At 69.0% G+C, this 22,279-nt stretch carries 15 protein-coding genes; 5 read left to right on the top strand and 10 right to left on the bottom strand.

Features of this window, described 5'->3' with window-relative positions; translation table 11 throughout:
- Nucleotides 1-12: 12 nt before the first annotated feature.
- The 3 genes from D7V77_RS11190 to ettA form a co-directional block, all read right to left on the bottom strand.
- Nucleotides 13-741 (bottom strand): hypothetical protein, encoded by a 729-nt coding sequence (locus tag D7V77_RS11190; RefSeq protein ID WP_120576258.1) that lies wholly within the window; start codon nucleotides 739-741, stop codon nucleotides 13-15.
- Nucleotides 742-760: 19 nt separating this feature from the next.
- Nucleotides 761-1,858: an AAA family ATPase gene (locus D7V77_RS11195; protein ID WP_120576259.1), complete on the bottom strand. Its 1,098-nt coding sequence runs from the start codon at nucleotides 1,856-1,858 to the stop codon at nucleotides 761-763.
- Nucleotides 1,859-1,930: 72 nt separating this feature from the next.
- Nucleotides 1,931-3,610 carry an energy-dependent translational throttle protein EttA gene (ettA, locus tag D7V77_RS11200; protein ID WP_120576260.1) on the bottom strand — a complete coding sequence of 560 codons (1,680 nt, stop codon included), beginning with the start codon at nucleotides 3,608-3,610 and terminating at the stop codon, nucleotides 1,931-1,933.
- Nucleotides 3,611-3,798: 188 nt separating this feature from the next.
- Between ettA and D7V77_RS11205 the strand changes: the two genes are divergently transcribed.
- From D7V77_RS11205 to D7V77_RS11215, 3 genes are all read left to right on the top strand, one after another.
- Entirely contained in the window at nucleotides 3,799-4,740 is a 942-nt protein-coding gene (locus tag D7V77_RS11205) for an ABC transporter ATP-binding protein (RefSeq protein WP_120576261.1), read from the top strand.
- A 26-nt stretch (nucleotides 4,741-4,766) separates the two neighbouring features.
- A complete protein-coding gene (locus D7V77_RS11210) occupies nucleotides 4,767-5,528 on the top strand; it encodes an ABC transporter permease (RefSeq protein ID WP_120576262.1) in 762 nt (253 codons plus the stop codon).
- A gap of 130 nt (nucleotides 5,529-5,658) precedes the next feature.
- Entirely contained in the window at nucleotides 5,659-7,272 is a 1,614-nt protein-coding gene (locus tag D7V77_RS11215; protein ID WP_120576263.1) for a serine/threonine-protein kinase, read from the top strand.
- A gap of 54 nt (nucleotides 7,273-7,326) precedes the next feature.
- Here the strand turns inward: D7V77_RS11215 and D7V77_RS11220 are convergent, their stop codons facing one another.
- The 4 genes from D7V77_RS11220 to treZ all read right to left on the bottom strand — a co-directional run bounded on the left by D7V77_RS11220 (nucleotide 7,327) and on the right by treZ (nucleotide 12,654).
- Nucleotides 7,327-7,746, bottom strand: a complete 420-nt coding sequence (locus D7V77_RS11220) for a VOC family protein (protein ID WP_120576264.1) — start codon at nucleotides 7,744-7,746, stop codon at nucleotides 7,327-7,329.
- Between the two features lie 68 nt (nucleotides 7,747-7,814).
- Complete coding sequence (locus D7V77_RS11225; RefSeq protein ID WP_120576265.1) at nucleotides 7,815-9,245, bottom strand: M20 family metallopeptidase; 1,431 nt, start codon at nucleotides 9,243-9,245, stop codon at nucleotides 7,815-7,817.
- 153 nt (nucleotides 9,246-9,398) lie between these two features.
- On the bottom strand, nucleotides 9,399-10,661 hold the full coding sequence (locus tag D7V77_RS45670; protein WP_120576266.1) for a discoidin domain-containing protein: 1,263 nt from the start codon (nucleotides 10,659-10,661) through the stop codon (nucleotides 9,399-9,401).
- Nucleotides 10,662-10,809: 148 nt separating this feature from the next.
- Nucleotides 10,810-12,654: a malto-oligosyltrehalose trehalohydrolase gene (gene treZ / locus D7V77_RS11235; RefSeq protein WP_120576267.1), complete on the bottom strand. Its 1,845-nt coding sequence runs from the start codon at nucleotides 12,652-12,654 to the stop codon at nucleotides 10,810-10,812.
- Between the two features lie 214 nt (nucleotides 12,655-12,868).
- Between treZ and D7V77_RS11240 the strand changes: the two genes are divergently transcribed.
- Both D7V77_RS11240 and D7V77_RS11245 read left to right on the top strand, forming a co-directional pair.
- Entirely contained in the window at nucleotides 12,869-14,017 is a 1,149-nt protein-coding gene (locus D7V77_RS11240) for an AAA family ATPase (RefSeq protein ID WP_120576268.1), read from the top strand.
- A gap of 132 nt (nucleotides 14,018-14,149) precedes the next feature.
- Nucleotides 14,150-14,527 (top strand): DUF5335 family protein, encoded by a 378-nt coding sequence (locus D7V77_RS11245; protein WP_120576269.1) that lies wholly within the window; start codon nucleotides 14,150-14,152, stop codon nucleotides 14,525-14,527.
- Between the two features lie 83 nt (nucleotides 14,528-14,610).
- On the opposite strand, the gene D7V77_RS11250 is transcribed toward D7V77_RS11245, so the two are convergent.
- From D7V77_RS11250 to D7V77_RS11260, 3 genes are all read right to left on the bottom strand, one after another.
- Nucleotides 14,611-15,426 (bottom strand): matrixin family metalloprotease, encoded by an 816-nt coding sequence (locus D7V77_RS11250; protein WP_120576270.1) that lies wholly within the window; start codon nucleotides 15,424-15,426, stop codon nucleotides 14,611-14,613.
- 315 nt (nucleotides 15,427-15,741) lie between these two features.
- The gene (locus D7V77_RS11255) at nucleotides 15,742-17,136 is read right to left on the bottom strand and encodes an MBL fold metallo-hydrolase (RefSeq protein ID WP_120576271.1); all 1,395 of its coding nucleotides are present in this window, start codon (nucleotides 17,134-17,136) and stop codon (nucleotides 15,742-15,744) included.
- A gap of 292 nt (nucleotides 17,137-17,428) precedes the next feature.
- Entirely contained in the window at nucleotides 17,429-22,264 is a 4,836-nt protein-coding gene (locus D7V77_RS11260) for a DNA topoisomerase 3 (protein ID WP_199733765.1), read from the bottom strand.
- Between the last annotated feature and the right edge of the window lie 15 nt (nucleotides 22,265-22,279).

Genomic DNA, 22,279 nt, shown 5'->3' on the forward strand with positions numbered 1-22,279 from the left:
AGACCTTGAAGTCTACTTCTCGCCGCGCTGGGAACCGCCCATCACGGGAACCAGGCGTTCGCTGAGTTCGGACAGGAACCGCGTCAGTCCGACCTGTTCACCGCGTTGCCTCAGCGTCTCCAACGGAGTGTCGCGCAGGCACTCACGCTCACGCTCCAGGTTCCCCGAAGTGAGTTCTTCCAGCGCCTTCTTGGCGTCGTTCTTCGCGCCGTGCTCCCTGGCGGTCAGCTTGTGGGCGTCACGGACGGGGTGGAAGGAGAGCCGCTGCTCCACCTGCTTGAGGGTGTCCTCTTCCGATTCACGGGCGTCGAATCCGGCGAGCACCCAGCACTCCCTCTTGGGCTCCGCCACACCGATGACGACCGGGAACGGCCAGGGCCTGTCCGAGCGAGCCTGTTCGAGTCCGATACGTCGACGCTCGTCCGCATCGCTGTCCCGAACCAGCATCACGGCTTGGGGCTTCGGTTCCGAGCCCGCGAAAAGCAGGAGTGCTCGGCGGGCGACCAGGGCATCCGGCTCGGCGGGCTTGTTTCCAAAATGGCCAAAGAGGTTCTTGAGCCCAGCGTTCGTGGCTTCCGCCCGCACGGAGGCCCAGCGCAGGAAGGGCTCTGAAGGCGTCAGCCCTCGCCAAAGGCGCTGAGTGTCCAGCAGTCCCTCGTCGAGCCAATCAATGTCATCCACCAGCACACGATCGGCAAGCACGCAGGCCGTGTCCCGGTCCGCGCGGGCTTCGCAGACCACTCCGAAGTCGTATGAGGGATCACTCATGCGGCGCTGACGCGGGCACCTTGCCGATCCAGCTCTCGCCCACGGTGCTCCAGAACTCGCCGGGGCTCATCAGGTCCTTCCACTTCTCGAACTCAGGATGTGCCGTGAGCTTCTCGCAACGAGCGAACCCGTTCTCCGCCAGGAAGGTCATCCGGATCTCCTCTGGCTTCAGGTAGTTCAGGATGAAGGGCGAGTGGCTGGTCGCCACGATCTGTAATTCGGGATTGTTCTTCTGGATGGCACGCAGAACCTCAATGAGTTTCCCCTGCGCCACCGGATGGAGGGCCAGTTCAATATCGTCCAAGAGAAGGAGCCGGGGGTTCTGTGGCCCAAGCAAGACGGTCAATAGGCCAAGCGCCATCAGCGTGCCTTCACCCACGGAGTCCGCCGAAACGCCCTTTGCTCCTTGCATGTCCAACACAACTCGGTTTCCCCAAACCCTCCGTTTCTCGGACACCTGCGTCGTCTGCTCATCAAGTGCAATCGTCCGCAGACTGCTTTGCTCAACCGCAGCACGCTCAATGCGAATTTTCTGAACAGAAGGCACTATCTGCTTCAAGGCCGATTCGATCTCTTCGAACAAGTCCTCATGGCTTAGCTTGAGAAACGCAATCGCAGAGGCAAGTCCCTTGCCGTCACTTGCGACTGTTGGCACCTGCTCTTCGCTATACGAGGCATCCGCCAGACTCCTCGACTCGAAGCGCAATAGAGCAGCAGTGCTCAAGAACTCATGCAACCTGGCACTGGTCCGTTTGCTCTCCTGAATGGTTGCTTCGCTGAATGTGGCATCGGCAAAAACAAGCACCTCTTTTTGTGGCCCCTCCCCTCTGACAGTTACACTCCCTCCCCGTCGGGCATGGAAGCGCAATTCAGTTGGCTGACTTGAACCAAACGAACGAAAATCCGTTGGAATAAGTCCGGCCTTCGCAGACGGAGTATTGAGGTCAGCAAGGAGAGGCAAAATACGCAGCCCCTCCAGCAGCGTCGTCTTGCCCGAGGCATTCGGCCCCACCAGCACGGTGAAGGGCTCCAGGTCCAGATCGAGTGAACGGTACGCCTTGAAGTTGCGGAACTGCACCTTCTCGATCACGCGTGCACCCTCCTCCCGACGACACCTCCGCCCCGGAATCACTCACAGGGCGGAGCACAGCACCGACAAATCTCAGCCCTTCGTCAGCGGGCGGTACCGGATCCGGTGCGGCTCCAGCGCGTCCGGGCCCAGGCGCTTCTTCTTGTCCGCTTCGTAGTCCTCGAAGTTGCCCTCGAAGAAGAAGGCCTTGCTGTCGCCTTCGAACGCCAGGATGTGCGTGACGATGCGGTCCAGGAACCAGCGGTCGTGGCTGATGACCACCGCGCAGCCCGCGAAGCTCAAGAGCGCGTCCTCCAGGCTGCGCAGCGTCTCCACGTCCAGGTCGTTCGTGGGCTCGTCCAACAGCAGCAGGTTGCCGCCGGCTTTGAGCATCTTCGCCAGGTGCAGCCGGTTGCGCTCGCCGCCGGACAGGTCCTTCACCCGCTTCTGCTGATCCGTGCCCTTGAACGCGAAGCCCGACAGGTACGCGCGGCTGGGCACCGTGCCCGCCTTGCCCAGGTCGATGAGGTCCAACCCCCCGCTCACCTCCTGGAACACCGACTGCTCACCGTCCAGCGAGTCGCGGCTCTGGTCCACGTAGGCCATCACCACCGACTCGCCAATCCGCAGCTCGCCCGCGTCCGGCTTCTCCGTGCCCGTCATCATCCGGAACAGCGTCGTCTTGCCCGCGCCGTTCGGGCCAATCACGCCCACGATGCCGCCCGGCGGCAGCTTGAAGTTCAGCTCGTCGATGAGCAGCCGGTCGCCGTACGCCTTGCGCAGGCCCTTCGCCTCCACCACCAACCCACCCAGCGGCGGACCCGGCGGAATCATCACCTCGCCCGTCACGTCCCGCTTCTGCTGCGACTGGTTGAACAGCTCCTCGTACGCGGCGATGCGCGCCTTGCTCTTCGCCTGACGCGCCTTCGGAGACGCCCGCACCCACTCCAGCTCGCGCTTGAGCGTCTTCTGACGGTGGCTCTCCGACTTCTCCTCCAACTCCAACCGCTTCTGCTTCTGGTCCAGCCAGCTGGAGTAGTTCCCCTTCCAGGGCACTCCCTCGCCGCGGTCCAGCTCCAGGATCCACTCCGCCACGTTGTCCAGGAAGTACCGGTCGTGCGTGATGCACACGATGGTCCCCGTGTAGGCCTTCAGCGCCTGCTCCAGCCACGCCACGCTCTCCGCGTCCAGGTGGTTGGTGGGCTCGTCCAACAGCAGCAGGTCCGGCTTCTCCAGCAGGATGCGGCAGAGCGCCACGCGGCGCTTCTCACCGCCGGACAGCTTCGTCACGTCCGCGTCACCCGGAGGCAGCCGCAGGGCGTCCATCGCCATCTCCAGCGTGCGGTCCAGCTCCCAGCCGTTCGTGGAGTCGATGAAGTCCTGCAGCTTGCCCTGCTCGGCGAGCAGCTTCTCCATCGCCGCGTCATCCATGGGCTCCGCGAACTTCGCGCTCACCTCATTGAAGCGGTCCAACGCCTGGCGGATCTCCTTCAGACCCAGCTCCACGTTCCCCTTCACGTCCAGCTTCGTGTCGAGCTGCGGCTCCTGCGCCAGGTAGCCCACCTTCACCGTGGGGTCCGGCTTCGCGATGCCGAAGAACTCCGTGTCCACCCCCGCCATGATGCGCAGGAGCGTGGACTTGCCGGAGCCGTTGGGGCCAATCACGCCAATCTTCGCGCCCGGGAAGAAGGACAGGTAGATGCCCTTGAGGATGTCCTTGCCGTTCTTGACCTTGCGCAGGTCTTGCATCGTGAAGATGAAATTCTGGGCCATGGCGGAAGGCCTCCTGGGATTCGCCGAAACGGTGAGCGGGGCCAGCGGATAGCAGGGAGCCCCATCCGGCTCAAGGCGCCTGCGTCAGCGCAGTGTCCGGTTGGACGGGGCGCGTCACGCGTCCAGGAGCGAAAACGCCTGCTCGCTGACCAGCGAACCCAATTCGAAGGTGTTAGAGGAAGCGCCCCATGTCAGAGCCGACGCCCCCCGCCCTGGAGCTCAAGGGCCTCTCCAAGGCCTACGGAAAGTTCACTGCCCTTCACGCCGTGGACCTCACCATCCGCCCCGGTGAAATCTTCGCCCTCCTGGGCCCCAACGGCGCCGGAAAGACGACCCTCATCGGCAGCGTGTGCGGCCTGGTGAGGAAGTCCGCTGGCACCATGAAGGTCTTCGGCAAGGACCTGGACGTGGACCCCACCGGGCCCCGCTACCAGGTCGGCCTGGTCCCGCAGGAGATCAACTTCGACCCGTTCTTCTCCGTCGCGGAGTCCCTGCGCATCCAGCAGGGCTACTACGGCCAGCCCCGCGACGACGCGCGCATCGACGAGGTCCTCACCGCCTTGAACCTCCAGGCCAAGAAGGACTCCCTCACGCGCGCCCTGTCCGGCGGCATGAAGCGCCGGCTGCTCATCGCCAAGGCCCTGGTCCACAAGCCCAAGCTCGTGTTCCTGGACGAGCCCACCGCGGGCGTGGACGTGGAGCTGCGCCGCGACCTGTGGACGTACGTGAAGAAGATCGCCAGCGAAGGCACCACCATCGTCCTCACCACGCACTACCTGGAAGAGGCCGAGGAGCTGGCGGACCGCGTGGGCATCATCAACGAGGGCCGCCTCCTCATGACCGAGGACAAGTCCTCGCTCCTGCGCCGCTTCGGAGAGAAGCGCCTGGTCGTCACCTTCGCCGACCCGCAGGCCGCCATGCCCGCCGCGGGCGCGCGCTTCGCCGCGAGCCTGTCCACCGACGGCCGCACGCTCACCTACGTGGAGCGCGACAACTGCGCGCCCTCCGGTGAGCTGCTCCGCTCGCTCTACGCGGATGGGCTGCCCATCTCGGAAGTGGAGACGCGGCGGTCGCGCCTGGAAGACGTACTCATCGAAATCCTCCGTGGCCGCCCCTCGCAGGCCGCCTGAACCCCCGCTCCTTCGAAAAACACCCCATGAACGTCCTCGGGATGCAGACGCTGTTCGCGAAGGAGGTCCGGCGCTTCATGCGCGTGCCGGGCCAGACCATCCTGTCGCCCCTCATCAGCACCACGCTGTACTTCATCGTCTTCGGCTACTCGATTTCCGGCCGCGTCCACGAGGTGGAGGGCCAGCCGTACCTGCACTTCATCGTGCCGGGCCTCGTGTTCCTGGGCATCGCGAACAACGCGTTCCTCAACAGCTCCTCGTCGCTGTTCATCACCAAGATTCAAGGCACGGTGGTGGACCTGCTGGTGGCGCCGCTGGGGCCCGGTGAATTGATGGTGGGCTTCATCGGTGGCGCCATGGTGCGCGGCCTGGTGGTGGGCCTGCTCACGTGGATTGTCGCGGCGGTGTTCTCCGGCTTCAGCCTGGAGCACCCGCTGGCGACGCTCTACTTCCTCATGCTGTCCAGCTACGTGTTCAGCGTGCTGGGCATGCTGGCCGCCGTGTGGGCGGAGAAGTTCGAGCAGATCAACTTCTTCCCCACCTTCGTGATGCTGCCGCTCACGTTCCTGGGCGGCGTCTTCTACTCGGTGCGCGAGCTGCCCTCGCCGTGGAACCACATCAGCCTCTTCAACCCCATGGTCTACATGGTGGAGGGGCTGCGCTACGGCATGCTCGGCAGCAGCCTGTTCTCGCCGCTCGTGGGTGGGGCCATCCTCGCCCTCACCGCGGCGGTCGCGACGGGCGTCACATACGCGGTGCTGCGCTCCGGCTACAAGATGAAGGCCTAGGCGTCAGTAGCCCGCCTGCCTCCTCAACGGGTAGGAAGGCGGGCCCCTCCCTGCCGGACAGAACCCCGGTCATTTTGGAAGTCGGCTGTTTCCCGCCCGGTGAGAAAACGCGGTATCCTCCCGGACACCCATGGCGGTCGGTTTCGGGAAATACGAGCTGCTTCGAAAAATCGCGTCGGGCGGAATGGGACAGGTGTTCCTCGCCCGGGAGCACGGGACAGGGTTCGAGCGACTGGTCGTCCTCAAGCTCATCCTTCCCCACCTCGCCGAGGACGAAGAGTTCCTGGAGATGTTCCTGGACGAGGCGCGGCTGGTGGCGCGCCTGTCACACCCGAACCTCATCACCATCCTCGACCTCTCGGAGATTGAGGGCCGGCACTGCCTGGCCATGGAGTACGTGCAGGGCGAGGACGTGCGCCGGTTGGATCGCTTCGCGCGCAAGCAGGAGCGCCCGCTGCCGGTGGGCCTGGTGGTGCGCATCATCGCGGACGCGGCGGCGGGGCTGTCCTACGCGCACGGTGCGCGGGACGGGCACGGCCAGCCGCTGATGCTGGTGCACCGCGACGTGTCTCCGCAGAACGTGCTCGTCGGGTTCGACGGCGGCGTGAAGGTCATCGACTTCGGCGTGGCGAAGGCGGCCACCAGCGGTCAGCAGACGGCGACGGGCGTGCTCAAGGGCAAGTACCCGTACATGTCGCCGGAGCAGGCCAACGGGATGGCGGTGGACGGCCGGAGCGACCAGTTCGCGCTCGGTGTCGTGATGTGGGAGCTGCTCACCGGCAAGCGCCTGTTCAAGGGCGACACGGACCTGATGACGCTGCGGCTGGTGCGCGACTGCCAGGTGCCTCCGCCGTCGCAGCTCAACCCCAAGCTGCCGCCGGGCCTGGATGAGATCGTCCTCAAGGCCCTGGCGCCCACGCCGGAGGGCCGCTACGCGGACTGCGCCGCGTTCCGCCTGGCGTTGGAGGACTGGACGCTCAACCTGCGGCTGCCGTCCAGCAGCGCGCACCTGGCCGCGTACCTGCGGGAGCTGTACGCGGACCGCATCACCACGGAAGCGGACCCGGCGAAGTTGGATCAGCTGGCCGAGGACGTGGACCTGGACGCGCAGTCCAACTCGTCGCGGGACGGGATGCCCACGTCGGGTGCGCGAGGACAGGCCGCGTCGCGCGCGTCGAAGCTGGTGGGGCCGCCGTCCCGTCCGCCCACGCGCGTGGAGCCGGAGAAGACGCGGAACACCGCGGCCCTGATGCCGCCGGAGGCTCCGAAGCGGCGCGCCTGGCTGCCCCTCGTGGTGGGCGGTGTGGCGCTGGTGGTGGGCGGCGCGGCGGTGGTGCTGGTGCGCGGCAACTCCGAGACGGTGACGCCGCCCCCGGTCGTTGCCACGCGGCCCCCGGATGAGGTGCAGGGCCGCACGCCGGAGACGCCCACGCGCACCACGCCGCCGGAGAACACCGCGCCCCAGCCGGTGCGCCTGATGGTGACGAGCGAGCCGCCCGGCGCCACGGTGCAGATCGCGGGCGAGGAGCGCGGCATCACGCCGGTGGCGCTGCCGCTGGTGCCCGGGGAGCCGTCGGTGGCGGTGACGCTCGCGCTCAACGGCTACGAGCCGGTGACGCGGCACATGTCCGCGGCGGACGCGCCCGGGGTGGCGGTGGCGCTCCAGAAGCGGGCGGCACGGCCGTCGACCCCGCCGAAGAAGCCGCCGTCCACGTCGTCGCTGGGCATCAAGACGGGGCGCTGAGGCGCTTCTTCGTGCCGCCGGTCCGGCGGACATGCACTGCCCGGGTGAGGCGCGTCAGGAGCGCTTCGCTCGCGACTCCGCGGCCACGACGACGACGTAGCCGTCCGGGTCCTTCGTCCAGAACTCCCAGCGGCGCGAGTTCGGGTTCACGTGCGGCTCTTCCACCCACTCCACCTTCAGCGCCCGCGCCGCGTCCACGCACGCGTCGAAGTCCGTGGTCTCGAACCACAGCAGCACGCCGTGGCCTCGCGGCGCCGAGTCAGGCCCCATCAGGCTCGCGTGCTCATCCAGGTCCCACGCGTGGAGCTGGAGCACGAGCTCGCCGTTGTTCAGCAGCATCTCGTACTCGGGCCCGCCGTGCCCGCTCTCACAGCCGAGCACCTCCTGGTACCACCGGCTGCTCGCCTCCACGTCGCGCACCGCGATGAGGGGCTGCGAACGGACGTGGCCGGTGCGGCGGGGCTTGCTCGGCATGGGGCGCTCCGGAAGGCCAGGCTGGGAGAAGGACGGGGCGCATGCGGCCCCGTCCTTCCGGTGAGGCACTACCGCTTGAAGTGGTCCGCGACGACGCTCGCCACCGCGGCGGTCAGCTTCTTGCCCGTGGGGATGTGCAGGAACTCATTGGGCCCGTGCGCGTTGCTGCCCGGCCCCAGCAAGCCCGTGATGAGGAACTGCGCCTCCGGGAAGCGCTCGCCCAGCATGCCCATGAACGGGATGGTGCCACCCTCGCCCATCGCCATCGCGGGCTTGCCGAAGCACGCCTTGGACGCGTTCTCCACCGCGTTCGACAGCCAGCTGGCCAGCGGCGGCGCGTCCCAGCCCACCGACGCCTTGTCCCCGTCGAACGACACCTTCGCGCCGTACGGCGGATCCTTCTCCAGCGTCTCCTTCAGCGCCTTCGCGGCCGCCTTCGGGTCCACGCGCGGCGGGATGCGCATGGACAGCTTCCACGTCGTGAAGGGGCGCAGCACGTTGCCCGCGCTCGCCAGGCCCGGCACGCCCTCCACGCCCGTCAGCGCCAGCGCCGGACGCCAGGTGCGGTTGAGCACCAGCTCCTCGCCGTCCGTCGTCACCGGGTTCGCGCCCTCCACCCAGGGGAACTTCGAGAACAGCTCGTCGCCCATCGTCTGGGCCGCGGCCTTCGCCTGCTGGCGCCGGCCCTCCGGAATCTCCGTGTGCAGGGCCTGCACCTTGATGTGGCCCGTGGCCTCGTCCTCCACGCGCGACAGCAGCATCCGCATGATGCGCATGGAAGACGCCACCACGCCCGTCGCGTCACCGGAGTGCACGCCCTCCGTGAGGATGTCCACGCGCAGGTTGCCGGCGATCATGCCGCGCAGGCTGGTGGTCATCCACAGCTGCTCATAGTTCGCGCAGCCCGAGTCCAGGCACACCACCAGCGACGGCTTGCCGATGCGCGGCGCCAGCGCCTCGATGTACGCGGGCAGGTCGTAGCTGCCGCTCTCCTCGCACGCCTCGATGACGATGGCGCAGCGCGCGTGCGGCACGCCCTGCTCCTTGAGCAGCCGCAGCGCGGACAGCGACGCGAACGCGGAGTAGCCGTCATCCGCGCCGCCGCGCCCGTAGAGCTTGTCGCCCTCGCGCACGGGGGTCCACGGCGTCAGGCCTTCACGCCAGCCGGTCATCTCCGGCTGCTTGTCCAGGTGTCCGTACAGCAGCACGGTGTCGTCACCGCGCGTGCCCGGCACCTCCATGTAGATGACCGGCGTGCGGTCCTTGCCGTCCGCCGTCTTCAGCCGCACCACCTCCACCGTCAGGCCCGGCAGGTGCGTGGCCTGCGCGCGGCACCAGTCCGCGATGAGCTGGACGGCCTGCTCCATGTGGCCGGACTTCACCCAGTCCGGGTCGAAGGCAGGCGACTTGTTGGGAATGCGGATGTAGCGCTCCAGCGCCGGGACGATTTCCTGCTCCCAGATGCGCTCGGACGAGGCGAGGGCTTGGTCGACGTTCATGGCGGCGCCATGCTGCCCACCCCGGCGCCCCCTGTCGATGGAAAGCCCCGCCTCCCGAGTGGCGGAGGCCCCCGTTCTGAACCTCCCCGCCCGCCCGACACGCGGCCTGCCGTCCTGCGTCAGGCCGCGTGCGGGTCCAACTTCACGCAGGGTTCAGGGCTGGATTTCGCGGACGCTCAGCCACTTGAAGTCCACGTCCGTGGCGTTGTCCCAGCGGAACACCGCGATGGGGCCACCCCAGGTAATGGGCGCGGCGGGCACGGCGCCGCCGCAGTGCTGGGCGTCGCCGCCCCACCTGCCGGCGTCCGTGGTGTCGTAGGCCTTCTTCCACGTCACCTTGTCCGCGTTCTCGTTGACGTACAGCTCCAGCTTCACCGCCGTCTGGCCGCTGACGGTGACGTTGCGCATGACGGCCTTGAAGCCCACCCAGCGGCCCTTGAGCGCCGAGGTGGCGGTGACGTAGGGCGTCTGCTCGTAGGAGACGTGCCAGGTCTCCTTCTCCCAGCGGGCGCGGCCGTCGTAGTGCAGGCCCGCCTTGTAGCTGCTGCCCTCGCAGCCGGAGTACTTGTCGTTGTGCTTCCCGCCGCGCGCGTACCACGCGAAGTTGTCCTTCACGTCGGCCACGGCGTTGACCTTCACGAAGCCGGTCATCTCGATGTTCTTCCAGTCGTTCGGCGCCTGCATGTAGCCGCGGCTCGCCAGCACGTCCCGGTCGTAGGTGGGAATCCTCCGGTCGTCGTAGCCCGTGGACGTGAAGACGCTCATCCGCACCTGCTTGTCCTTCATCTTCCAGGAGCCGTCGCTGTTGCGCGTAATCGTGTCCTGCGGGTCGAAGCGCGCGTCCGCCAGCGCGTTGTCCGCCAGCGTCCACGCTTCGCCCCCGGACTTCGAGGGGTAGAGCATGGTGACGCCGAAGCGGTCCTGGCCCGCCGTGGGCGTGGCGGCGCTGGTGATGGCGGCCCACTCCGCGATGCTGGCCCAGGTGTTGACGGAGTTGCCATTGACGGTGACGCGCACGTAGCGGGCGTTGCGCGCGGTGAAGCTGTAGCGCTCGAAGTTCGCGGTGGTGCCGGACGACTTCGTGGACACAGCCGTGGACCAGGTGGTGCCGTCCGTGGACGTGGCGAGGACGAACGTGTTGGTCCGCTCGTTGCCCCGGTGCCAGGCGATGTCCACCGCGGACAGCGACTTCACGCTGCCCAGGTCGCCCCGGAGCCACTGCCCCACGCCGTCGCTGGACCAGCGCGTGGTGAGGTTGCCGTCGACGGTGGCGGACGGCGGGTTGCCGTCATTCCCACTGGCGGTGACGGCGGTGAAGCCCGACGCGGCGAGCGCCGGTGCCGCGGACCCGAGCAGCAGGAGCGCGCTCGTGGTGGTGAGGTGCCGCTTCCACGGTGATGGATGAGATTGAGACAAGGTGCTTCCTCCTGGCGGCCGAGTACCGGCCTGGCTCCGAGGGCATTCCTTGTCGTTGCCTGTTTCACGGAGGGAAGAAGCGGCGGCCCGCCCCCCTGCTTCCGGGAGACGGGCCGCGCGTGAAACCGTGTCTGTCTTTGCGTGCGGGCTACTCGCGCAGCCTCACCACCGCCGCGGAGGGGCCTTCCAGGCGCACGACGTTGCCGGTGAGCGGAGACGCCTCCACGGTGCCGCCGTAGCGCGGGTTCTCACTCCACGCGACGATGCCCGCGCTCGCGTGCGTGGGCAGCGTGTGCACCAGCGAGCCCCGCAGGTTCACGAAGATGAGGAACGTGTCCCCTTCCGCGCGCCGCTCCAGCACGAACGCGTCCGGTCCCAGCGCGCGGGCGTCGTGCGTGCCCTGACGGCTGGTGAGCACGGGCTCCGTGGCGCGCAGGCGCAAGAGCTCCTTGTAGAGCGTGTGCACGCCCGCGGCCTCCGCCCCGTCCAGTTCGCCCCAGTCCAGCGTGGAGCGGGTGAAGGTGTCGCGGTCCTGCGGGTCCGGCACCTGCTCGCCCTTGAAGCGAGAGAAGCCGGCGAACTCCTTGCGGCGCCCTTCCGTGACGAGCTTGCCCAGCTCCGCGTTGTGGTCCGTGAAGTAGAGGAACGGCGTGCGCGCGTTCCACTCCTGGCCCATGAAGAGCAGCGGCGTGAAGGGCGACATCAGGAGCAGCGTGCTCATGGCGCGGTAGGCGGCCGGGGACACGTCCTCCGACAGGCGGTTGCCGAAGGGCCGGTTGCCCACCTGATCATGGTTCTGGATGCAGTGGACGAAGTGCCACGGCCCCAGCCCCTTCGGGTCCGTGCCGCGCGCGTGGCCCAGGTTCTTCGACTTCTGGCCCGTGTAGAACCAGCCCTGCCGCAGCGTCGCGGCCAGGTCCTCCGCGCTGCCCGTGTAGTCCTGGTAGTAGCCCTCGTGGTCGCCCGCGAAGGCGCGCCGCAGCTGGTGGTGCAGGTCATCCGCCCAGACGCCATCCAGGCCGTAGCCGCCCTCCGGCGCGGGCGTGACGAGCTTGCGTTCGTTGCGCTCGTCCTCGGCGATGACGACCACGCGGCGGCCGGAGGCGGAGGCGTGGGCGCGCTCGGTGATTTCGGTGAGCAGGTGCGGCTGGCCTTCATCCACCAAGGCGTGCGCGGCGTCCAGGCGCAGGCCGTCCGCGTGGTAGTCGCGGATCCACATCTCCACGTTGGAGAGCACCAGCGAGCGCACGAAGCGGCTGCCCTCGCTGTCGTAGTTCACCGCGTCGCCCCAGGGCGTGTGGTGCTTGCCGGTGAAGTAGTGCGGCGAGTACGCGCGCAGGTAGTTCCCGTCCGGTCCGAAGTGGTTGTAGACGGCGTCGATGAGCACCGCGAGCCCGTGCGCGTGCGCCGCGTCGATGAGCTTGCGCAGCCCCTTCGGCCCTCCGTACGTGGCCTGCGGCGCGAAGAGGTCCACACCGTCGTAGCCCCAGTTGCGGGCCCCCGGGAAGCTGGCCACCGGCAACAGCTCCAGCGTGTTGACGCCCAGCTCGCGCAGGTGGGCGAGCTTCGGAATGAACGCCTCGAAGGTGCCCTCCGGCGTGGCGGTGCCCACGTGCACTTCGTAGATGACCAGGGCCCGCGGATCCGGTCCCTTCCAGTGCGAGTCCGTCCAGCCGTGGTCGGAGCCCACCACCTCCGACGGGCCGTGCACGCCCTTCGGCTGCGAGCGGGACCACGGGTCGGGGAAGGGGTCTCCGCCGTCCACGCTGAGCTTGTAGCGCGCGCCCTCGGCCAGGTCTGGCAGCGCGCCGCCGAAGCAGCCGTCCGCCTCGGCGGTGAGCGGCACCTTGCGCAGGACGCGCTCCTCCGCGTCGTAGAGGACGACGTCCACGCCCTTGTGGCCGGGCGCCCAGACGCGCCAGCGCACCGAGGGACCCTCCACCCACGCACCCAGCCGGGGCGCCCGCGACCGTGCTTCAATCGATTGAGCCATGTCGCGTCCCTGTTAATGCGCGAACGCGGGCCCGGGGAGCACCCCTCGCCCTCAAGGCCCACCGCTGTTCACGGGCCGACCTCTCCGGGCCCACGAGTGCGGACCGGCGGACGGAGGAGCGCACGCCCTCCGCACAGGGAGGATGGCTTGTGGCGCCCGGGCACGTCCCGGATGATGGGCGCCGCCGAGCCCGCCACTCCTGGAGTCCACCGCGATGTCTCCCCGTTCCGGCGTCGAACCCTCCGCCTTCCCCGAAGGCCCGCCCATCCAGGAGCGCGTGGCCGCGCTGGAGGTGCTGTCGCCCCAGGAAATCGACGCGCGCCTGGGCGACCTGGGTTACCGGGGCCAGCCCGAGGCCCGCCGCGCCGCCTCCGTGCTCGCCTACCGCCACCTGCGCCGCATCCGCCGGCTGTACCTGGAGGGACTGGAGCCCGAGCCCGGCACCCGCGAGAACGCCCTCTTCCTGGGCCCCACCGGCTCCGGCAAGACGTTCCTCGTGGAGCTGATGTTCCGGGAGATTCTGGGCGTGCCCACCGTGCTCGCGGACGCCACCCAGTTCTCCGAAACGGGCTACGTGGGTGACGACGTCAGCACCCTGCTGTCCCGCCTCTACGAAGCCGCGGAGCGCGACGCGTCGTGGGCCGCCTGCGGCGTCATCTGCATGGACGAGTTCGACAAGCTCGCCACCAGCCGCTCCGACAGCCGCTTCTCCGGCCAGCAGACCACCAAGGACGTGAGCGGCTTTGGCGTGCAGCGCAGCCTGCTGCACCTGCTCTCCGCGGCGCAGGCCACCTTCCCGCCGGACTTCGGCTTCACCAGCCGGATCCGCTCCGAATCCCTGGACATGGGCTGCATCACCTTCATCGCCTGCGGTGCCTTCAGCGGCTTCCGGGGCACGGCGGCGACCATGAACCACGTGGAGCGCGTGGGCTTCGGCCGCGAGCCCGGCAAGGGTGGCCAGAAGGACCTGGAGTCCATCGCCACGCGCATCACGGAAGAGCACCTGGAGAACACCACCGCGTTCTCCCGCTACGGCTTCATCCCGGAGCTGATTGGCCGCTTCAACCGGCTGGTGTCCTTCAACCCGCTGGACGCGGCCACGCTGGGGGACATCCTCCAGAACAATGTGCTGCGCACCTGGGAGCGCGAGTTCGCCCACGAGGGCCTGGAGCTCACCGTGGACCCCGCCGTGCGCGAGTGGATTGTCGCCCGCGCCCTCAAGCGTGAAACAGGCGCTCGCGGTCTGCGCACCACCCTGGCCCCCGTGCTGGAGCAGGCCGCCTACGAGCACTTCGGCCATGGCAAGGCCGCCACCGTGCGCCTGGTGTTGAAGGACGACGCCGTGCACGCCGTGCGCGGCTGAAGGCGGGAGCAGCCAACGCGCCGGGGCCCGGTCCGCGGGGTCCCCGGAGCGTCGTTCAGCCGGGCCCGTCCTTCACCCGCGAGTCAGACGCCTTACGGTTGAGGCACACGACAGCCGCGCGGAGGCGGACCCATGGCACACATCAACCAGGAAATTCCCCGGGAGCAGTGGGAGAGCTACCTCGCCGGCATCAGCAGGCAGGACGCCACCCAGTGGGTGCGCGTGGAGTCCATCGACGCGGAGACCGGCGACCAACCCCTCGCCGACCGCCTGCCCCTGGTGGACATCTCCCTGGAGCGGAAGGGAAGCGACGCGGGCGCGGTGCAGATCATCGTGGGCCGCGAGGACGGGCGCATCACCCACCGCATCCTCGAACCGGACCACCTCTACGCGGAGCTGGACGGAGAGTCGGGCGCGCTGGAGTGCCTGGAGATTGGCGAGCGCGGCGGCAAGACGCTCGTCTTCTTCGAGCGCGCCACCGAGGCCGATGAGGCCTCCGCCCGCTTCTAGCGCCCGAAACGGCACGAGGCCGACGGGCGCGTCGCGAAGACGCTCCCACCGGCCCCTGCCCCCTCACAAGCGTGACGCTTGAATCACGGGTACAGCGCGCGGGCGCCCTGCTTGTCCAGGGTCGTCAGCACGAGGTCGCCCGTCTGGGTGCCGTTGCACTGCGGGTAGTGCATGACGGAGGAGCGGTCGTAGGTGGAGGTCAGCGCGCGCCACTGGCTGTCCTCGTAGCAGCCGCTCGCCGTGGAGCGGGTGTGCTCGTGGCGGAAGCCCAGCGTGTGGCCCAGCTCGTGGCGCAGGATGCCCGTCAGCGTCCAGGGCGACAGGTTGCCGAACGCGCTGCTGTCCACCAGCACGTTGCGGCCAGAGCGGGCGGAGTTCGGGAAGAACGCGCGCGCCACGTAGGACTGGCCCGACACCGGACGGATGTCGAACAGCACGCCCGCCTGGGACGCGGTGCAGGACGCGTCGTACTGAGACAGGTAGACGAACTTCACGTTCGCCGTGGCCTGCCAGGCCGCCGTCGCGTTCGCCATCGCCGTCACCATCTTCGACTTGTTCGTGCCGAAGTTGTTGCTGATGCAGTAGGTGAGGTTCAGCTTCTGGGTGGCGTTCCACTTGATGTCGCCGCCGATGTAGTACACGGCCAGGCCGTCCTGCGACTTGCCCAGCTGCTGCTCGACGATGTTGTGGAAGTAGGCCTGCAGCTCCTCCTCGGACTCCAGCGCCTCGTCACCGTTGACGATGTACTTTCCGCCCTCCCACGGCTCACGGTACGCCTGGGCCTTGAACTCCTCCCACGTGGGCTTGACCTCGGACTCCTGCGCGGACTCGGGACCACCGCACGCACCGAGCATCAGCGAGACGCCGGCCAGCATCGCAACAGAGCGGAACTTGAGCATGGGAACTCTTCCTGTGTGCTTCGAGGGATGCGCGGCCACCACCTGGCCTTCCCGCCAGGCGCGGTCCGCCGCGCGCCGGGCCATTGAGCAACTGTCGGGCCAACGGCGCTCCCCAGGAGAAAAACAGGAAACGCGGGGATAGCTGGAGCGCCCCCGCTCCAGCCCTCCCCACGTCAACCGTCACTTCACGTGACGTTTACAAACCCAAGTCCCCTGAAAGACTATGATTTTCCGGGCAACCTCTTACTGTCTGAGAAAGAGACAGCAAGGTGTCCTGATTCCGGTCAGGCCTGCCAGGGGGTTTCCAGGGAATCCCTAGAGGATGGCGCGGCGCATCTTCCAGTAGGTCTCCTTGGCCATGCGGAAGGTGTTGGAGCCTGGGGGCAGCAGGGCGCGCAGGAGCTCCGCGGACTGAATCTGGAGGGGGCGCACGCAGTGGGCATCCAGCTGGTGGCGCAGGTAGCCCACCATGTCTCGGCTCCGGTACTCGTTGAAGTAGTTGCGCAGCTCGGCCTCCGTGCGGGCCTTGCCGTTGTCCGCGTACTTGGCCACGAAGGGGCTGAAGTCCGGGTAGAGGCTGCCCTTGCCGAAGCCGCCGTGCACGGTGGTCTTCATGAAGTTGCCGATGAGCAGGTCGTCGAACACCTGGTACTTCACGGCGGTCATCAGCGAGTTGCGGGGGGCCTCGAAGGTGATGCCCTTGTGGAAGCGGCGCTTGTTGAACTCGATGACGTGCTCCTGGCCGCCCACGCGGAAGCGCAGGAAGTCCATCACCGTGCCCAGGTGCTCGACGGCACGGAAGTACTGCTCCAGCTGCTTCACCTCGTCCGCTTCCAGGCGCTCGCTCCAGTCGTCCCCGAACTCCCTGGAGTCCACCGGCTTGATGGCGCGCTCCCTCGGGTTGATGGAGACGGAGGAGTCGTTGGTGAAGTCGTGGCGCAGGAAGGCCGGGAGCATCTCGCAGGAGTTGGAGGCGAAGCCCCGCGCGTAGTCCGGCAGCGTGGTGGTGTACTCGGAGCACCAGACGCTGTCGGAGCGCTGGTACTTGTGCATGGAGCTGAAGGGGACGAAGTAGCGGGCGCCGTACGTCTCCGCCATGCGCGCGATGGTTTGTCCCACGGGCGTCTTCGCCGCCGCGTACGGGAGGATGCGCCGCCCGTCCTCGGTGAAGAAGTTCATCATGTCCGCGTCGCCGTAGCCGGACAGGGCCAGCAGGTACGTCTCGCTGTACTCCTTGATGACCCGGCGCACGAAGCGGCCCTGGCCGCGGTCACCGGAGTCGTTGAGGTTGACGATGAGCCGGCCGCCCACCTCCACCAGCAGCACCGCGTCCTGGTTCACGTCCGGGATGCACAGCACGCGGATGCGCGGGGACAGGCGCGTCCATTCACGGTCCTGAAGCACCTGGACCTTGAAGCCCGCCTCGCGCAGGTCGTCGCGGATGCGGCCGCCCACGTGGTTGGGGAGGAGCAGCGTGCGCTCGCGCAGCTTCTCCAGCGAGGCCATGCTCAGGTGGTCCGGGTGGCCGTGCGACAGCCACACGTAGGGGCAGTCCAGGATGGACTGGCGCTGCTCTTCGGGAATCTCGTGGGACAGCGTCCAGCTGCCGAAGTACGCGTCTCCGTCCGTCCACGGGTCCGTCACCAGCACCGGCCCGTTGTCGTGACAGATGAGTGTGGCGTTGCCAATCGTCTCGAAACCCAGCTCCATTGCGCGCCCCCTTGAACCCCTCACGCCGCTCCCAATGCGCGTGTGGACGAGAAGGTGGCACCCGGACTTTTGCCTACAAGCTTGGGAAACAAGCTTCACGCCTGGCTGGTAGCCCTCCGCGCCTGCGGCCCAGGAAAGGGCTTTCCCTTGTCAGGCGGTTCGCGGCGGACGGCACGCCCCGCGGCGGATCCACGCTGTCCCCCGGCAGCCCATCCCGGGGCACGACGCTGCCCTGGAGGGGCGGATCCACGCGCCCCTGTCCACCGGCGGACACGCGGATCCGCGCCTGCCGTCAGCGTCGGCGGGACACGAGCGAGAGGATCTGCGGACCGTAGCGCTCCGCGAGGGTGGGGCCCACGCCGTGGATGGACATCAGCTCCGCACCGCTGGAGGGCCGGGCGCTGGCGATGGCGTCCAGCACGCGGTCGGTGAGGATGCGGAAGGCGGGCACCTTGCGCTTGCGGGCCTCGGTGAGGCGCCACTCCTTGAGGGTCGCCACCAGGGCGGGGGACGCCGGGGGCACTTCGAAGTCCGGAGGCGCGTTGCGGGACGCGTTCCAGGAGGCCCGGGGCCCCAGGCTCGGTGATGCGTCCGGCGTCGAGCGCGCCTTCCAGCCGCGGGCCGGAGGGGCATCCGCGGGGAGGGACTCCTGGCTGAAGTCCGCGTCATGGGAGGCGCCGCGCGGGGCCCAGGCCTCCGAGGCGCCCCGGCGGCCCTTGCCGCGTGCCCGGGGCGAGGCCGCCGCGGTGGAGGCGGCGCGCTTGCGGGGCGTGCGCTTCGTGCCGCCAGCGGCCGTGCGGCCCTTGCGCTTCTTGGAGGGCACCTCGCGCGCCTGGGGCAGCACGACCTGTCCGGGGGCGATGACGCGGGCGCGGCGGCCGGTGTCCGTGAGGGACAGCCGCTGGAAGAGGATGACCTGGCCGTCCTTGTCGAACGAATCCGAGTCCAGGCGCACCAGCCCCGAGCGCACCAGTCCGCCCACGAGCCGTTCGAAGTCGCGGCGGTGGAGCTGTTCTCCGAAGAGCTCCCGGTGGAGCCGTCCGGTGGCCTGGCCGTCGCGGGCGTGGAGGGCCTCCAGGATGCGGCCCAGCGCGTGGGCCTCCAGGGCGGAGGGCTCCTCGAAGCGGACCACCTCGCAGGACTCGGGGGCGCAGACGTCGCACAGGCCGCAGGCGGCGCCGGAGTCCTGCACGTCGCCGAAGTGCGCGACCAGGTGGCGCATGCGGCAGTCATGCGCCTCCGCGTACCGGCCCATCTGTTCCAGGTGGAGCTGCTTGCGCTCGCGCTGCGCGATGTACGCCACGGCCCAGCCCGCACGGCCGCGCCGCACGTCCTCGTCCGGGGTCATCTCCACGCCGCCGTGGATCCACAGCTGTTCCAGGGCCTTGTCGAAGATTTCCGGGTCGCCGCGCACGCGGGCCTGGATGGAGGCCTTGGGCTCGAACTCGTTGGAGGTGGCCTGGTAGATGCGTTCCAGGACGGAGGAGTCCGGGTAGTCGCGGCGGTGGAAGAACTCGTGGGTGCGCCGGTCCACGAAGGCGTGGAGCAGCACCGCGCGCGAGTTCTTGCCGTCACGGCCCGCGCGTCCCAGCTCCTGGTAGTAGCCCTCCAGGCTGGCCGGCAGCGCCGCGTGGATGACGGTGCGCACGTCCGCCTTGTCGATGCCCATGCCGAACGCCGTCGTGGCGACGATGACCTCCAGGTGTCCCTTGAGGAACGCGGCCTGGATGCGGTCGCGCTCGGACGGCTGGAGGCCCGCGTGGTACGGCGCGGAGTGGAAGTCGTGCGCGAGCAGGTCCGCGTACTGCTCCGCGTGCTTGCGCGTGGACGCGTAGACGATGGCGGGCCGGTGCTCCGGATTCTTGAGCAGGGACAGGATGGCGTCGCCGCGGGCACCCGGGTTGAGCTCTCGCACCTCGATGGCGATGTTGGTGCGGCGGAAGCCGTGGATGAAGGTGTGCGCGGCGCCGCCGCGTGAGCCGCGCAGGCCCAGCTGTTGGACGATGTCCTTCTGCACGTCCGGAGTGGCGGTGGCGGTGAGCGCCACCACGGGAGCGGGGCGCAGGAGCGGCAGGCGCGAGCCCAGCAGCCGGTAGTCCGGACGGAAGTCGTGGCCCCACTGCGAGATGCAGTGCGCCTCGTCGATGGCGATGAGCGAGGGCGTGCGGCGGGCCAGCAGCTCCACGAAGCCGGGGACGCCCAGGCGCTCCGGGGCGATGAAGAGGAAGTCCAGGCGACCTTCGAGGTACTCGGCGCAGACCTGCCGGGAGGTGGCCCGGTCGCGGCCGGAGTGGATGCGGTCCGCGGCGAAGCCCAGCGACTGGAGCCGCAGCACCTGGTCCTCCATCAGCGCGATGAGCGGGCTGACGACCAGGGTGGTGCCCGCGCGAGCCAGGCCCGGCAGCTGGTAGCAGAGCGACTTGCCCGCGCCCGTGGGCATCACCAGCAGCAGGTCCTCGCCGGACGTGGCCGCGCGGCAGACCTCTTCCTGGTACGGGCGGAAGTCGTTGAAGCCGAAGGCCTCCTTGAGGAGTCCACGCAGCTTGTCCGGAGGCGTGGGAGCGCGGTGCACGCGCTCCGGCCGGGTGCTGCCCATGTTCACGGTTTGAGGCTGGCGCTTGGCCCGGCCGAAGCCCTCGGAGGAGGCCTGCACGAAGGCGGTGCGCACCTCCGCGGAGGGAATCGTGGGAGGGCGCTCCTGCATGCGCGGAAACGCGGCCGGAGGGGTGCTCCCGGTGGCTCCCGCGTGGACGTCGGATCCGCCGTGGAAACCGTGAGCCGGAGCGCCCGCCGCGAACTGCGAGGCACCGTGGGTGGATGCCCCCGCGTGACGTGCGTCACCGAGGTGGGTCGCGCCGCCGTAGCCACCACTGGCGGAGGTGCCCGCTGCATGACGTGCATCCGCAGCACCGACCTCATTGCGCGCGGTGTTGGCGCGGGCCGCGGTCCGGACGGTGGCGGTCACGGCCTCACGGGTGCGGAAGAGCTCCTCGGCAGGGGCCTGCGCGGGATGGGGACGGGTGGATTCAAAGCGCCCGCTCGCGGCCGAGGCTTCGTTCCGAGACCCCGGACCAGCCACCGGCGTGGGCGGCAGCGAAGTGGGCGCCTGGCCCACGACCTCCCGCACATACGCCTCGATGCCGCTCATGAACGAATCCAGCGCGCCCTGCCCGCGCTCGATGCGCTGGAGCCACGCTTCCCACTGCCCCGTCATCACGGGGGACTTCACGTCCGGGTGCACCACCCCGATGAGCTGGATGCCCTTCTCCGTGGCCACCAGGCGCTTGCCCTCGCGGGTCAGGTACTCGCGCTCGAGCAGCAGCTCGATGGTCGCGGCGCGCGTGGCGGGCGTGCCCAGCCCCGTGTCGCGCATCGCGTCCACCAGCTCCTTCTCATCCAGCGTGCGCCCCGCGGACTCCATCGCCGTCAGGAGCGTCGCCTCCGTGAAGCGCGGCGGCGGACGCGTGCGCTTCTTCACCGCCTCCACGTCCTCCACCGTCTGCGCCTGTCCGCGCGCGAGCCCCGAAGGCAGGTCCTGCGGCTCGTCGTCCGGCTCCTCTTCCTTGTCCTTGTCCGCGCCCTTCTTGCCCTCCGGCTTGAGGCGCGGCGCCTTCTGCCCGCCCCCCACGTCCAGGACCTTCCAGCCCACCTTCTCCACCTGCGTGCCCGCGCTGTGGAAGCGGTCCACCGCCGGCCCCGCGTCCCCCTTCGACGTCACCGCGGTGATGACCGTGGTCACCTTCCAGACGTGGTCCTCGTGCCACGCCTGGAGCAGCCGCCGGCACACCAGGTCATAGAGGCGCTGCTCGTCCGGAGACAGCCGCACGCCGGACGCCGGCATGGGCGTGGGGATGATGGCGTGGTGGTCCGTCACCTTCGAGTCATCCACGTAGCGCTTGCCCAGCGGGCGCTCGCCCGTGCCCGGCGCCAGGTCCTCCTGGTAGGGCGAGGCGATGGCACGCACCACCTCTGGCAGCGTGTCCGCCACCGTCTCCGACAGGTGCCGGCTCCCGGTGCGCGGGTAGCTCAGGAGCTTGTGCTTCTCATAGAGCGCCTGCGCGACCTCCAACGTGCGCTGCGCGCTGAAGCCGTAGAGCCGGTTCGCGTGGCGCTGCAGCTCCGTGAGGTCGTAGAGCAGCGGCGGAGGCATCCGCTTCGTCTCCGCGTCCAGCGACTCCACCACCGCGTTGCCGCTGCGCACGCGGTCGATGACCCGGCCCGCCTCCACGCCGTCCGCGTCCAACCGGCGCGCCTCTCGCACGGAGTCGTAGCCGGGCGGAATCACCGGCTTGCCGTCCGGCCCCGAGCGGAACCACGTGCCCTGGTAGCGGGCCCCCACGGGCGAGCCCTTGCCGCGAGGCGAGAAGGTGGCCACGACCTCCAGGTAGTCACGGGGCACGAAGTCGCGGATGGCCAGCTCGCGCTCCACCACCATGGCCAGCGTGGGCGTCTGCACGCGGCCCACGGACAGCATGTTGCCGTAGGTCCCGCTCGCCAGCGTGTAGAGGCGCGACAGATTCATGCCCACGAGCCAGTCCGCGCGGCTGCGCCCCATGGCGGCGGCGGCCAGCGGCGCGTAGGCCTTGCCGTCCTTGAGGTGCTGGAAGCCGTCGAGGATGGCGCGCTCGGTGAGCGACGACACCCACAGCCGCCGCACCGGCTTGCGGCACGCGGCGGCGTCGTAGATGTAGCGGAAGATGAGCTCGCCCTCGCGCCCGGCGTCCGTGGCGCACACCACGGCGGACACCTCCGGCGCGTTCATCACGCGGCGGACGACCTCGAACTGGTCCTTCGTGGAGGACGACACCACCAGCGGCCAGTCCCCCGGCAGCATGGGCAGCTGCGAGCGGTGCCACTTCTTCCACTCGGGGCGAATCTCATGGGGCTGGGCCAGGCCCACCAGGTGGCCAATGGCCCACGTCACGACGTAGCCGTTGCCGCGCAGGAAGCCCTCGCCGCGCTCGGTGGCGCCGAGCACCCGGGCGATGTCGCGCGCCACGGAGGGCTTCTCCGCCACCACCGCGAGGACGGAGCCCCGCCCACCGCGAGCCGTCCCACCGTCCACGCTCGCGTCCCGCGCCACCGACCTGTCCCATCCGGGCGACTCGCCCATCTCATCCCACCTCATGACCTGTCCCCTCCC

Source organism: Corallococcus sp. CA041A, assembly GCF_003612075.1.
GTDB lineage: Bacteria > Myxococcota > Myxococcia > Myxococcales > Myxococcaceae > Corallococcus > Corallococcus exiguus.